Raw genomic sequence first — 13,956 nt, 5'->3', positions numbered from 1 at the left:
TAATCTACAATTGATTGGAGTGAGGCATTATGTATCATGCGAAGAAACGTTGGGTGTATCCGGAGACGGATACAACGGCTGTTGAACAGTTACAGACAGAACTGAATATATCGGAGCAACTCGCGACGCTCCTCACACAACGGGGACACCGCGACGTCGAGGCGGCCAAGGCGTTTTTATACGTCGAGGATGAATTGACGTTCCACGACCCGTTTTTATTTGAACAGATGCCAAAAGTCGTCGAACGTTTGAAACGGGCGGCTGACGAAGGCGAGATGGTGCTCATCTATGGCGACTATGACGTCGATGGCGTCAGCGCATCGGCCGTCATGTGGCACGCCTTGACCGAGATTGGCGTCATGGCGGAATGCTATATCCCGAACCGGTTCACCGAAGGCTACGGACCGAACAAAGAGGCGTTCAGCTGGGCCGCCGGTGAAGGGTTCACCCTCATCATCACGGTCGACTGCGGCATCTCGGGGATTGAAGAAGCAGCGCTCTTAAAAGAGCTCGGTGTCGACTTGATTATCACCGACCACCACGAACCGAAAGAGACGTTACCGGATGCATTCGCTATCATCCATCCTCATATCGACCCGTCGTATCCGTACGACAAACTCGCCGGGGCAGGCGTCGCCCTCAAAGTGGCGCACGCCGTGCTCGACCGGATGCCGGACGAGCTTCTCGACTTGGCCGTCCTCGGCACGATCGCCGACCTCGTCCCGCTCGATGGGGAGAACCGTCTGCTCGCCAAGCTCGGGCTCAAGGCGCTCGATGATTCGAAACGCCCGGGTATTTTGGCGCTCCGTGAAGTGTGTGCGTTGACGGACGGGACATTGAACGAGGAATCGGTCGGGTTCGCGTTCGGTCCGCGCATCAACGCCGCCGGTCGTCTCGACTCGGCGATGCCGGCGCTCCAGATGTTGCTCGCCGAGAGCGAGGAAGAAGCGCTCGCACTGGCACAACAGCTCGACAAACAGAACAAAGAACGCCAAGACATCGTCAAGACGATCGCCAAAGAAGCGACGGAACTCGTCGAAGCCTCGATGACGGACGACCGCGTCCTCGTCGTCGCCAGTGAACGCTGGAACCCAGGCGTCGTCGGAATCGTCGCGTCACGTCTCGTCGAGGCGTACTATCGTCCGGTCATCCTCTTGTGCCATGACCCGAAGACAGGGAAGGCGAAAGGGTCAGGCCGGTCGATTGACGGTTTCGACTTGTTCAAAGAACTATCGAAGAACGAAGACATCTTGCCGCACTTCGGTGGCCACCCGGCCGCAGCCGGGATGACGTTGTTATCGGAAAACGTGGCCGAACTGCGCCGTCGTCTGAACGAACAAGCCGAATCGATTCCGGACGAGACGTTCGTCGCCCGCGTCAACGTCGACTTGAAGCTCGACGTGAACGATGTGTCGCTCGACTTGATTTCAGAGATTGGCAAGCTCGCCCCGTTCGGGATGGGTAATCCGTCACCGCGTGTCGTCGTGGCAGACGCTAGACTTCGCGACATCCGTCAAATCGGGCGCGACAACACCCATTTGAAGGTTCAGCTCGCCGGGGACAAACGGGAACTCGATGGCATCGGCTTCGGTTTCGGTCACGTCGTCTCTGAAATATCGAAGATGGCAAACGTCTCGGTCATGGGTAGTTTGCAAGTGAATGAATGGAACGGGATGCGCAAGCCGCAGCTTATGATTCAAGACATCCGTGTCGACGGGTTCCAAGTGTTCGATTATCGAGGCAAGAAAAATTCGCTCGACGAATTGAAACAGCTCCCGGGCGACACGACGTCGTTCATCTCGTTCCAAGGGCGGGACGACTTCCCGCTCCACGATCTCGATACGCCGCTCAAGCCGTTTGTCGTCTTGCTCGATTTGCCGGACGAGGAAGACGTATTGGCGGACTTGTTGACCGAGGACGTCGAACGCATCTACTGTGCGTTCGGACAAGGCGGCTCGTTCTTCGAGAAGTTGCCGACGCGTGAAGATTTCCGAACATACTACGTCCACATGGCGACGTGCGAACGGAAAAACCTGCGCGAAAACTTGATTCGTTTGTCAATCGAGCGAAAATGGTCAAAAAATACGATTCAATTTATGCATCAAGTATTCTCTGAACTCGAATTTCTTGTTACAATGGAAGACGGACTGCCTGGAGTGAATCCAGAAGCGCCGAAACGCGATTTGACCGAAGCGCCGTGTTATAAGCGCCGGGTCGGACGAGTCCAACTCGAGGAGCGTTTCATCTATGCGTCGTTGGCAGAACTGAAAGAGCGGTTACAATCATTGCGATCGAACAAGATGCAGGAGGCTTACACATAAAATGGATTTCAAACAGCATATTAAAGAAGTAGCGGATTACCCGAAAGAAGGAATCAGCTTCAAAGACATCACGTCACTCATGCAAGACGGGCCGGCTTACAAAAAAGCGGTCGATGAGCTCATCGCTTACGCTCAGGAGCGCGGTGCTGAACTCATCGCTGGTCCGGAAGCACGCGGATTCGTCGTCGGTTGCCCGGCAGCGTACGCACTTGAACTCGGGTTCGTCCCGGTCCGTAAAGAAGGCAAGTTGCCACGTGAGACGGTTCGCGTCGCATACGGCCTCGAATACGGCACAGACATTTTGACGATGCACAAAGATTCAATCAAACCGGGCCAACAAGTCGTCATCTTGGATGACTTGCTTGCAACAGGCGGCACGATTGAAGCGACCATCAAAATGATTGAACAACTCGGCGGCGTCGTCGCGGGGATTGGATTCTTAATTGAACTTGATGGACTTGGTGGACGTGAGCGTCTCGAAGGATACGACGTGTTCTCACTCATCCGTTACGAAGATTGACCTAGACGGGAAGCGATTAGCTTCCCGTTTTTGAATAGTTTTTGAGGAAAATAACCCACAACCTTTGACAGGTCGTCAGATTTTTTCGATAATAGTAAGTAAAATTACATTACTCATGCACGTTAACTACTACCATGCTGCGACGAGTCCAAGTCGATTGGAGCGGTAAGAAAAAGGGTGTCGAATGTTATGACCAAAAAACAAATCGTAAGTATTGAGGACCTTCTCGACGCGCTCGGGGAGTATATGGGTGAAGACGAGATTGCCGAAGTGAGACGCGCTTACGAATACGCAAAACTGCATCATACCGGTCAGTTCCGACGTTCCGGCGAACCCTACATTCTGCATCCGGTCCAAGTGGCCGGTATTCTCGTTGATATCGGGTTAGACGCGACGACGATTATCGGTGCGCTTCTTCATGATGTCGTTGAAGACACGGACATCACGCTCAAACAACTCGCTGACGAGTTTGGGGTCGAGGTGGCCATGCTCGTCGACGGTGTGACGAAGCTCGGTAAAATCAAATATAAATCGAAAAAAGAAGAGCTCGCCGAGAATCACCGCAAGATGATTATCGCGATGGCTGAAGACGTACGTGTCATCTTGATCAAACTCGCCGACCGTCTGCATAACATGCGGACGCTTCAACATATGCCGAAAGAGAAGCAAGTTCAAAAAGCGGAAGAAACGCTCGAGATTTTCGCGCCGCTCGCCCACCGGATGGGGATCTCGACGATCAAATGGGAGCTCGAGGATATTTCGTTACGTTATATCAATCCGCAGCAATACTATAAAATCGTCTCGATGATGAAACAGAAACGGACCGAGCGGGAAGCGCTCGTCACTTCGGTCATCACAGAAGTGAACACCGTTCTTGAGGACGTGAGCATCGAGGCCGACGTCAACGGTCGTCCGAAGCACATCTACTCGATTTATAATAAGATGGTGAAGCATAAGAAAGAGTTCAATGAGATTTATGACTTGATGGCGGTCCGCATCATCGTCGATTCGATTCGTGACTGCTACGCCGTCCTCGGTATCATCCACACGCAATACAAGCCGATGCCGGGCCGGTTCAAGGATTATATCGCTATGCCGAAACCGAACATGTATCAGTCGCTCCACACGACGGTGATTGGACCGAAGGGTGAGCCGCTCGAAGTGCAAATCCGCACGAAGGACATGCACTTTATCGCCGAGTTCGGAATTGCCGCGCACTGGGCCTATAAAGAAGGAAAGAGTGTCGCGACGAACGGGTTCGATGAAAAAATCGCCCATCTGCGCGAGATTTTAGAGCTACAAAAAGATACGACCGACGCCGAGGAGTTCATGGAATCGCTCAAAGTCGATTTCTTCAGCGATATGCTCTACGTCTTCACACCGAAAGGGGACGTCTTCGAGTTGCCGAAAGGATCGGTCCCGATCGATTACGCCTATCGCATCCATACCGAGATCGGTCACCGGATGACGGGGGCGAAAGTGAACGGACGGATGGTGCCACTCGACCATAAACTCGAGACAGGTGACATCATCGAGATCATCACGTCGAAACATAGCTATGGGCCGAGCAAGGACTGGCTCAAGCTCGCCGTCTCGAGCCAGGCGAAGAACAAGATTCGCCAATGGTTCAAGCGCCAACAGCGTGAAGAGAACGTCGAGAAAGGCAAAGAGCTCGTCGACGTCGAGATTAAGAAGCTCGGCTTCGAGCCGAAAGAAGTGATCGATGACCAGTCGCTCGCCGTCGTCGTCGAGAAGTTCAACTTCGGGAACGAGGAAGAGATGTACGCCGCGGTCGGCTATCATGGCATCACGGCCGCCCAAGTCGCCCACAAGTTGACGGAGAAGCAGCGCAAAGAGCCAAAACTCGAGCTGTCGGACGCGATCAACGAATTGAAAGTCAGTCAGTCGCCGAAGAAGAAGACGGCCGAGGCCGGCGTCTCGGTGAAAGGGATTGACAACATGCTGATCCGCATGAGCCGCTGCTGTAACCCGGTACCGGGCGATGAAATCGTCGGGTATATCACACGTGGACGCGGCGTGTCGATTCACCGGAAGGACTGCTTGAACATCATCAATGAGCAGCACCCGGAGCGACTCCTCACGGTCGAGTGGGAAGTCGGTCAGGCGAAGGAGAAGAACTATAACGTCGACATCGAGATCACCGGCTACGACCGTTCCGGTTTGTTGAACGACGTGCTCCAAGCCGTCTCGGCGACGAACACGAACATCGTGGCGGTGAGCGGACGCGGGGACCAGAACAAACAGGCCCGTATCTCGATGACGATCTCGATTCCGAACGTGAACCATTTGCAAAAAGTCGTCGACCGGATTAAGCAAATCTCGGACGTGTACTCGGTCAGCCGAGTCATGATGACGTGACGAAAGGAAGATTTCTGTGCGTGTATTGTTGCAACGAGTAAAAGAAGCATCCGTCACCGTCGATGAGGAGACGATCGGTCAAATCGAGGCCGGTTATTTGCTCCTCGTCGGGGTGACGCACGAGGACACCGAGACGGAAGTAAACTGGCTCGCCGACAAGGTGGCCGGACTCCGTGTCTTCGAGGACGCGGACGAGAAGATGAACTTATCGATTCAAGACGTCGCCGGCAAAGTGTTGTCCGTGTCGCAGTTCACGCTTTACGGGGACACGCTCAAAGGCCGTCGTCCCGCGTTCACGCAAGCAGCGAAGCCGGATATCGCCGAACGCCTTTACGAGAAGTTCAACGAGCGTTTGCGGACGCACGGGCTCGTCGTCGAGACCGGGAAGTTCGGGGCGATGATGGATGTCGCGCTCGTCAATGACGGTCCGGTCACGCTCATGCTCGAAAAAAACGCTTGACAGAAGCAGGCGTGATTCGGCATCATGAACCATATAACCTAACACCTACGATAAAGAAAAGTACGGTCACCCCACCAGCAAAGAGAGCGATGCCTAGGCTGAAAGCATCGACTGGATGATGACCCGAACGACACTTTGGAGGTGCTTCCTTGAACTCGAGTAGGGGGAGCCGTTTCATCGGGCGTTAACCGATTTCGAGTGGCAGAGTATCGATTATGGCTCTGCAACGAGGGTGGTACCACGGGAAACTTTAACAGGCTCTCGTCCCTTTGCGGACGAGGGCCTTTTTGTATTCTAAGGAGGGAATTTTAGATGAAAGCACCACGCGGCACACAAGACCTGCTTCCGGGCACGGTCGAGACGTGGCAGTATGTCGAAGAGAAACTACGCGACATCAGCGCCCGTTACAACTATAAAGAGATTCGTACCCCGATTTTTGAAACGACCGACCTGTTCACACGCAGCGTCGGCGAGACGACGGACATCGTCCAAAAAGAGATGTTCACGCTCGTCAAGAAAGGCAAGGACGAGTATACGCTCCGTCCGGAAGGGACGGCCTCGGTCGTCCGCGCATTCGTCACGAACAAGCTGTTCGGCAGCCCCGACCAGCCGACGAAACTGTACTACATGGGACCGATGTTCCGCTACGAACGTCCACAAAAAGGCCGGTTCCGCCAACTGCACCAATACGGTGTCGAGGCGATCGGTAGCAGTGACCCTGCCATCGACGCAGAAGTGATCAGCCTCGCCTACACGATTTACAAATCGTTCGGCCTGAAGCAAATCAAGGTCGTCGTCAACTCGCTCGGTGACGCCGAGAGCCGCAACGCTCACCGCGAAGCGCTCATCCGTCACTTCGAACCGGTCCAGCACGAGCTGTGCCAAGATTGCCAGACGCGATTGCACCAAAACCCGCTTCGCGTCCTCGACTGTAAAGTCGACCGCGACCACCCGTCGATGAAGTCGGCACCTTCGATTCTCGACTTCTTGAACGAAGAGTCGAAGACGTATTTCGAGAAAGTACTCGCGCACTTGGATGCGCTCGGCGTCGCTTACGTCGTCGACCCGACGCTCGTCCGCGGTCTCGACTACTATACGCACACAGCGTTCGAGATCATGTCAGAGGCAGAAGGCTTCGGCGCCATCACGACGCTATGTGGCGGTGGACGCTATAACGGTCTCGTCCAAGACATCGGTGGACCGGACATGCCGGGCATCGGTTTCGGGATCGGGCTCGAGCGTCTCGTCCTCGCTCTCGAGAACGAAGGGGTGCTCCCGGCGCTCGAGACGGGACTTGACGTCTTCGTCGTCGCCCAAGGCGGATCAGAAGTTGAAGTGACGGCGACACGCCTGTTGCAATTGCTTCGCATCGAAGGCTTCAAGGCGGACCGCGACTATCTCGGCCGCAAATTCAAAGGACAATTCAAACAAGCCGACCGCTTGAACGCGAAATTCACCGTCATCCTCGGAGACGATGAAGTCGAACGCGGCTCGGCCTCCCTCAAGGTCATGGCGACCGGGGAACAAGTCGACGTGCCACTCTCGGCCGTCGCAGACAAAATTCGTGAACTATCGGAAGGAGCAGGACAATGATCGGACGCACACATATGAACGGCCGCGTGACAGAGTCACTCATCGGCCAAGATGTACAATTGAAAGGATGGGTCCAGAAACGTCGCGACCTCGGAGGCCTCATCTTCATCGACCTTCGTGACCGCACGGGAATCGTCCAAGTCGTCGTTCGCCCGGAAAACGAAGCGGTGCACAAGCTCGCCGAGTCAATCCGCAGCGAATACGTACTCGACATTAAAGGTACCGTCCTCGAGCGTGAGAACAAGAACCCGAACATGCCGACTGGGAACATCGAAGTCATCGCCTCTGAAATCAACATCTTGAACGCAGCGAAGATGACACCAATCCCAATCGGGGACGAGGCCGAGAACGTATCGGAAGACCTCCGTCTCAAATACCGTTATCTCGACCTCCGTCGTCCGGCACTCCAAGAGACGTTCCGTCTCCGCTCGAAGGCGTCGAACACGATTCGTAACTTCTTGACAGAAGAGGAGTTCCTCGAAGTCGAGACGCCGATTTTGACGAAGTCGACACCGGAAGGCGCGCGTGACTACCTCGTCCCGAGCCGTGTTCACGGCGGCGAATTCTACGCACTTCCACAGTCACCACAGTTGTTCAAACAGCTCCTCATGGTAGCTGGATTCGACCGTTATTTCCAAATCGCACGCTGCTTCCGTGACGAAGACCTTCGGGCCGACCGTCAACCGGAATTCACGCAAGTCGATATCGAGACGAGCTTCATGGACGTCGAAGACTTGATGGCGATGATGGAATCGATGATGGCGCAAGTCATGGAAGCGACGCTCGGTCGTACCGACACGCCGGCCAAGTTCGAGCGCATGACGCATGAAGAGGCGATGCGCCGTTTCGGTTCAGACAAACCTGACACACGTTTCGGTCTCGAACTCATCGACGTCGCGGATGCGGTAACAGGTGCCGGCTTCAAAGTGTTCGACATGGCGCTCGAGTCTAACGGACAAGTGAAAGCGATCAACGTCAAAGGCGAGGCGGACAAGTTCTCGCGTAAAGACATCGACAAGCTTCAAGAGTTCACGGCCGTCTACGGTGCTAAAGGCCTCGCTTGGCTCAAAGTGACGCCAGAAGGCTTGAACGGACCGATCGCCAAGTTCTTCGACGAGACGTACGCCCAGAAGTTGATGGAAGCGACGAACGCAGAAGCGGGCGACTTGCTCCTCTTCGTGGCATCAAAACCGACAGTCGTCGCCGACAGCCTCGGCGCGCTTCGCGTCAAGCTCGGTCATGAGCTCGGACTCATCGACGAGTCGAAGTTCAACTTCCTTTGGGTGACGGACTTCCCGCTCGTCACGTTCGAAGAAGAAGACGGCCGTTTCTATGCCAACCACCACCCGTTCACAATGCCAAACCGTGAAGACCTCCACTTGCTCGAGACGGACCCGGCGAGCGTACGCGCTCTCGCCTATGACCTCGTCTTGAACGGCTATGAGCTCGGTGGCGGATCACAACGGATTTATGAGCGTGACATTCAAGAACGCATGTTCAAATTGCTCGGCTTCACAGAACAAGAAGCAGTCGACCAGTTCGGCTTCTTGCTCGAAGCGTTCGAGTATGGTACACCGCCACACGCGGGTATCGCGCTCGGTCTCGACCGTCTCGTCATGATCCTCGCGGGTCGTTCGAACCTTCGTGACACGATCGCCTTCCCGAAAACGGCGTCGGCGAGCGACTTGCTCACACAAGCACCAAGCCCGGTCGCGGATGCGCAACTCCAAGAGTTGTCGATTCGGACCGCGGTCAAAGAGAAAAAATAACAACTAGTCACAAGGACCCGTCAATTGGCGGGTCTTTTTGCGTATATCTTGCTAAATAATAATATGTTACATTTATGGTATAAAATGTATTTTAACGATGAGGGGAAATGGGGAAACATGAAATTAAAAAGCATAGTGCAATCACTTGGAATGACGATTGGGTTGGCAACTATTTTAGCGGGCTGCAGTCAAGAATCGGAAGTGTTGCCAAAAGTGGAGGACGTCGTTCAAGACACGGAATCAGAAGTCGATGTAGAAGTGGAGATGATTCAATTGCGTCCGGTCGGAGAGACTACTTCCCTTGGGACGTTGAAGAATTACGACTTATCTCCGTTCTTCCAACATAAAGTCACGATGATTGCACCGGAACATATAGATGATGAACATATTATTTATACGGATTCGATCGGTGAAGTAGGCTATGAAATCTATGTCTACGATACGGAACAAGCAACCAATCGGTCGTTACATAAAACGTCAAAGACAATCGGTAATCTTGTCGGGGTTAAAGATAACATCTACTGGAGCGAATACGAAGCGACGGAAGACAATGGATACGCTTGGTCTATTTTTCGAATGAAGCTCGACGCTTCTGAACTAACGGAGATATATAACGGTGTAAGTATGTTCGAGACGCCTGTTCCTCATTTGTGTGCAGCGGATGGACACGTCACGTGGGTCGATTATGAGGCATCCGAAACAATGACGACGACATCGGTAAAGCAGTTCTCGTCTACTTCAGAGAAGGTGGAGACACTTCGAACTTACACGCTTCAAGAAGGGGAGAATCGAGACGGAGAGTACGTGTTCGATTATCGTGATAGCGAAGGGGGAGTCATTCTTCATCGAAGTCTGTTCGAAGCAGGAAACAAGACAACGAGATTGACCACGCTCGACGGGAAGTTTGATGAAGAAATGGGCGCATTAATTGATTTTCAAGTAGGACCTGACTATGCGGCTTTTGGAAAAGAAGGACGAGCCGAGTTTTTAGGACTAACACAGGAAGCTAAGCCGTTTCAATACATGGGGGCGCAGTCGAAAAGTTCATTTGACGCCTTTCGCTTTTTACCGGACAATCGAATTCTGTTCCGAGAAGGCATGGACCGTTTGATGATTGCCGATGTGTATGAAGGGACGGTCTCGTACTTGCGAAGTCAGGGGGGGATGACGTCCAAACCGCTTTATGTAGATGGAAAAATTGCATATGCAGAACATGGCAATGAGGGTGAGATTCGATTTTATACAATCGATGTAGAATAAGGGCAGGTCAAAATCATCTGTGCGATGAAAGAGAGAGTGGCCGATGCGGCAACTCTCTCTTTTTTAGTGATTCTGTTGTTCCATCTTCTTCGCCGTACGCTGAAGCGCAAACCCGAAGGCGAACAGTGACGCAATCACGGCCGTCATCGTGTAAACCGAGTCCGCGAACGCGAGGTAAATGCCGAACAGGCCGAGCCCGAAGCTGAGGATGAACCACAGCCAGAGGCTCGGATGGTCGCGTAACGCCTGCTTCATCGGCTTGGGACGTTCAACTGGCAACCGGTCCCATCGGTCACGAGCAAGTTCGAGTTGAACACTTGGCCGTTACTCTTCAAGACGAGCGTCCGTTTATCGTCACGATAGTCAATGATCATGTCCTCGTCCAAAAAGATTTTCGTCCAGTTCTTGATGAGAATCGGGCCGACGTTCGAATCAATCTTGACATCTTCTGGTGTCGTCTCGGTCACGTAGCGAATCTCGAAGATGCCGCTATTGCCACAGCCGCAACCTTCCGTCTCATAAAACAAGTGCATTTGTCCGTCACGGTCGCCTTTTAAGGCATCAATCCGCGCCTGAGCGCGTTCTGTAATCTGTACGTTCATGTATATCACTCCTTAACTCTATTATACCTCGCTGGAAAAAAGATTGAAAAAGACGTGCTTCCCGTTTTCCACTTCCTGCAAAAAGGCGTAAACTATTTGTTTAGAAGGGGGAAACGACATGATCTCACGTTTTTTTAGTTATTACCGTCCACATAAGAAGTTATTCATCCTCGATTTCTCGTTCGCCATCCTCGTCGGCCTGCTCGAGCTCGGTTTTCCGCTCGCCGTACAATGGTTCATCGACGACCTGTTGCCGGGTGGGGAATGGAATTGGATTATCATCATCAGCATCGGCCTATTGATTCTTTACATACTCGCCATGATGATGCAGTACGTCGTCAACTATTGGGGGCATAAGCTCGGCATCAATATCGAGACCGATATGCGGGAAGAGCTGTTCACCCACATCCATAAACAGTCGTTCCGGTTCTTCGATAATCATAAGACCGGCCATCTGATGAGTCGGGTGACGAACGACTTGTTCGATATCGGCGAAGTGGCGCACCATGGTCCTGAAGATTTCTTCATCGCCATCATGACACTGCTCGGTGCGTTCGGAATCATGTTCTCGATCGACCCGCAACTCGCGCTCGTGACGGTCGTCGCCGTGCCATTCCTTGTCATCATGATCACGTACGCCAACAAAAACATGAACAAGGCGTGGCAAAAGATGTATACGAACATCGGTGAAGTGAACGCCCGTGTCGAGGACAGCGTCTCCGGCGCGCGTGTCGTCCAATCGTTCACGAACGAGACGTTCGAAATCAACCGATTCCAGAAAGACAATAACTTCTACCGCGGCTCGAAAATCGAGGCGTATCGAGTCATGAGTAAATCGCTTGCGGGCATTTATATTACGACGCGGCTCATGACGCTGCTCGTACTCGTTTACGGCGCCTATTTGACGTATCAAGGTCAACTGTCTTACGGGCAGCTCGTCGGGTTCATCCTCTATATGAACTTGCTCATCAAGCCGATTGAGAAAATCACAGCCCTCCTCGAGATGTATCCGAAAGGGATGGCCGGCTTCAAACGATTCACGCAACTATTGGACGAGGCGCCGGACATCGAGAACCGTCCGGACGCCGTCGACGTCACGGCACTGAAAGGCGACATCGCCTTCCAAAACGTCTCGTTCGGCTACTCGGACTATCGCCAAGTGTTGACCGACATCGACCTCGACATCAAGTCGGGTACGACGGTCGCCCTCGTCGGGACGAGCGGGGCCGGGAAGACGACGATTTGTTCGCTCATCCCGCGTTTCTATGACGTGACGAGTGGCGCCATCACAATTGACGGTATGGACATCCGCGATATGACGAAAGAGAGTCTGCGACGCCAAATCGGAATCGTGCAACAGGACGTGTTCTTGTTCGCGGGAACACTCCGTGAGAATATCGCTTACGGGAAGCTGGACGCGACCGACGCGGAAATTATGCATGCGGTCGAGAAAGCACATCTGAACTCGCTCGTCGACGAGTTGCAGTACGGCCTCGATACGCAAATCGGGGAACGGGGCTTGAAGCTGTCGGGCGGACAGAAACAACGGATTGCCATCGCCCGGATGTTCCTCAAAAATCCACCGATTTTGATTTTAGATGAGGCGACGTCCGCGCTCGACACGGAGACGGAAGCGATCATTCAAGACTCGCTCAATGAACTCGCGGCCGACCGGACGACGCTCATCATCGCCCACCGCTTAGCGACGGTGAAAAATGCCGACCGTATCCTCGTCGTCACCGCTGACGGCATCGTCGAGGACGGGACGCACGATGAATTGAGCATGAAAGGCGGCGTGTTCGCCGGATTGCTCAGACGCCAACAACTATAAGGAATGGGCAGCCACCAATAATTTTTGGTGGCTGTCGTGCGTTAGTGGGGTATAGACAGGAATATAGTTGTGATGAGGAGGAAAACAAGTGATGAAAGCAATACAGGTCATCGGTTACGGTGACGTCGATCAATTACAAGTCGTCGATGTCGCGATTCCGAGCCTAAAACAAGGAGAAGTGCTCGTGCGTGTGAAGGCGTGCGGGATTAACAATACCGAGATTTGGATGCGAGAAGGGGCGTATGGGACGGACAAAGAGTCAGGCTGGCGGCCGGAAGGGGTCCAGTTCCCACGGGTCCCGGGTTCAGATATCACCGGGGAAGTCGTGAAAGTCGGCAGCGGGGTCGAGGAGACGATGGTAGGACGTCGTGTCATCCTGTTCCCGTTCACATCGAGCGGGCAGGACGGGGAAGAGCATATCGCTGACGATATGTCGTTCATCGGTTCCGAGTACGATGGCGGTTATGCCGAATATGTCGCTTGGCCGGCCGCACTCTGTTACGATATGCCGCTCGACAGTTTCGTCGATAGCGCCGTCTTCACGGTGAGCGGGTTGACGGCGTGGCATATGAATGAACAGATTGAGATTCAGCCGGGGCAGACGATTGTCGTCACCGGTGCAAGCGGCGGGGTCGGGTCGTTCAACGTCCAAATCGCGGCGAACGTGCATGGCGCGAACGTATTTGCTATCGTCGGCGACTTGAAAGATGAGGCGAAGCTGAAAGAACTTGGCGCGAGCCGTGTCTTTTCATACCGCTCCGAGACACTCGCCGACGAGATTCTCGAGGCGAACGGCGGGCCGGTCGATGCCGTCCTTGATGTCGTCGGTGACGCCTTGTTCGCGACGTCGCTCGAGGTGTTGAAAAACGGCGGTAAGTTCTGTATTTCCGGTTCGGCCGGGGGACAACAGACGAACCTCGATTTCCGGACGATGTATTTGAAACATATCACCATGTACGGCTCCGTACTCGGCACGCGGGCCGAGTTCCAAGCGATGCTCGAGGCGATTGAGGCCGGTAAGATTCGGCCACTCGTCGATCGGATGTTCCCGCTCGTTGAGGCACGGGACGCGCAGACGTACTTCAAGCAACGGGGCAAATTCGGGAAAATTGTCCTCGTGCCATAACGAAAAGAGGCTGGGACATAACTCAGTAGATTTATAAGAAAGAGGCCACCTGGCGCGACTCGTTCGCGCCAGGTGGCCTCTTCTCCTTTTTATGG

At 53.7% G+C, this 13,956-nt stretch carries 11 protein-coding genes and 1 other annotated feature; of the genes, 9 read left to right on the top strand and 2 right to left on the bottom strand.

The genetic code is table 11. The annotated features are described in order from the left end of the window. Positions 1-29 precede the first annotated feature (29 nt). From recJ to KNP95_RS09730, 7 genes are all read left to right on the top strand, one after another. Entirely contained in the window at positions 30-2,321 is a 2,292-nt protein-coding gene (recJ, locus tag KNP95_RS09760; RefSeq protein WP_214803083.1) for a single-stranded-DNA-specific exonuclease RecJ, read from the top strand. A gap of 1 nt (position 2,322) precedes the next feature. After that, entirely contained in the window at positions 2,323-2,841 is a 519-nt protein-coding gene (locus KNP95_RS09755) for an adenine phosphoribosyltransferase (RefSeq protein WP_021066904.1), read from the top strand. A 189-nt stretch (positions 2,842-3,030) separates the two neighbouring features. Then, entirely contained in the window at positions 3,031-5,220 is a 2,190-nt protein-coding gene (locus KNP95_RS09750) for a RelA/SpoT family protein (RefSeq protein WP_021066905.1), read from the top strand. 16 nt (positions 5,221-5,236) lie between these two features. After that, on the top strand, positions 5,237-5,680 hold the full coding sequence (gene dtd / locus KNP95_RS09745) for a D-aminoacyl-tRNA deacylase (protein ID WP_021066906.1): 444 nt from the start codon (positions 5,237-5,239) through the stop codon (positions 5,678-5,680). 38 nt (positions 5,681-5,718) lie between these two features. Beyond that, positions 5,719-5,952: a binding site (T-box leader), on the top strand. Positions 5,953-5,992: 40 nt separating this feature from the next. Then, complete coding sequence (gene hisS / locus KNP95_RS09740) at positions 5,993-7,273, top strand: histidine--tRNA ligase (protein WP_214803085.1); 1,281 nt, start codon at positions 5,993-5,995, stop codon at positions 7,271-7,273. After that, positions 7,270-9,042, top strand: a complete 1,773-nt coding sequence (gene aspS / locus KNP95_RS09735) for an aspartate--tRNA ligase (RefSeq protein ID WP_214803087.1) — start codon at positions 7,270-7,272, stop codon at positions 9,040-9,042. The genes hisS and aspS overlap by 4 nt, the downstream gene beginning before the upstream one ends. Positions 9,043-9,159: 117 nt before the next feature. Next, positions 9,160-10,302, top strand: a complete 1,143-nt coding sequence (locus KNP95_RS09730) for a DUF5050 domain-containing protein (protein ID WP_214836865.1) — start codon at positions 9,160-9,162, stop codon at positions 10,300-10,302. 63 nt (positions 10,303-10,365) lie between these two features. Here the strand turns inward: KNP95_RS09730 and KNP95_RS09725 are convergent, their stop codons facing one another. Then, entirely contained in the window at positions 10,366-10,557 is a 192-nt protein-coding gene (locus tag KNP95_RS09725) for a hypothetical protein (RefSeq protein WP_214719548.1), read from the bottom strand. Beyond that, positions 10,554-10,904 (bottom strand): iron-sulfur cluster biosynthesis family protein, encoded by a 351-nt coding sequence (locus tag KNP95_RS09720; RefSeq protein WP_214803093.1) that lies wholly within the window; start codon positions 10,902-10,904, stop codon positions 10,554-10,556. The genes KNP95_RS09725 and KNP95_RS09720 overlap by 4 nt, the downstream gene beginning before the upstream one ends. 118 nt (positions 10,905-11,022) lie before the next feature. Between KNP95_RS09720 and KNP95_RS09715 the strand changes: the two genes are divergently transcribed. After that, positions 11,023-12,735 carry an ABC transporter ATP-binding protein gene (locus tag KNP95_RS09715; protein ID WP_214803096.1) on the top strand — a complete coding sequence of 571 codons (1,713 nt, stop codon included), beginning with the start codon at positions 11,023-11,025 and terminating at the stop codon, positions 12,733-12,735. Between the two features lie 91 nt (positions 12,736-12,826). Continuing rightward, positions 12,827-13,861, top strand: a complete 1,035-nt coding sequence (locus KNP95_RS09710) for a zinc-binding dehydrogenase (RefSeq protein WP_214836862.1) — start codon at positions 12,827-12,829, stop codon at positions 13,859-13,861. The last annotated feature ends 95 nt before the right edge of the window (positions 13,862-13,956 follow it).

Source organism: Exiguobacterium sp. s36 (assembly GCF_018618345.1).
Lineage (GTDB): Bacteria > Bacillota > Bacilli > Exiguobacteriales > Exiguobacteriaceae > Exiguobacterium > Exiguobacterium chiriqhucha.
The sequence above is the reverse complement of the archived record's forward strand: the minus strand, read 5'-3'. Positions and strand labels throughout refer to the sequence as shown.

Excerpts from the sequence above, each read along its gene's own strand:
- recJ (WP_214803083.1), top strand. The coding sequence starts at position 30 with ATGTATCATGCGAAGAAACGTTGGGTGTATCCGGAGACGGATACAACG.
- KNP95_RS09755 (WP_021066904.1), top strand. The coding sequence starts at position 2,323 with ATGGATTTCAAACAGCATATTAAAGAAGTAGCGGATTACCCGAAAGAA.
- KNP95_RS09750 (WP_021066905.1), top strand. The coding sequence starts at position 3,031 with ATGACCAAAAAACAAATCGTAAGTATTGAGGACCTTCTCGACGCGCTC.
- hisS (WP_214803085.1), top strand. The coding sequence starts at position 5,993 with ATGAAAGCACCACGCGGCACACAAGACCTGCTTCCGGGCACGGTCGAG.
- aspS (WP_214803087.1), top strand. The coding sequence starts at position 7,270 with ATGATCGGACGCACACATATGAACGGCCGCGTGACAGAGTCACTCATC.
- KNP95_RS09730 (WP_214836865.1), top strand. The coding sequence starts at position 9,160 with ATGAAATTAAAAAGCATAGTGCAATCACTTGGAATGACGATTGGGTTG.
- KNP95_RS09725 (WP_214719548.1), bottom strand. The coding sequence starts at position 10,557 with ATGAAGCAGGCGTTACGCGACCATCCGAGCCTCTGGCTGTGGTTCATC.
- KNP95_RS09720 (WP_214803093.1), bottom strand. The coding sequence starts at position 10,904 with ATGAACGTACAGATTACAGAACGCGCTCAGGCGCGGATTGATGCCTTA.
- KNP95_RS09715 (WP_214803096.1), top strand. The coding sequence starts at position 11,023 with ATGATCTCACGTTTTTTTAGTTATTACCGTCCACATAAGAAGTTATTC.
- KNP95_RS09710 (WP_214836862.1), top strand. The coding sequence starts at position 12,827 with ATGAAAGCAATACAGGTCATCGGTTACGGTGACGTCGATCAATTACAA.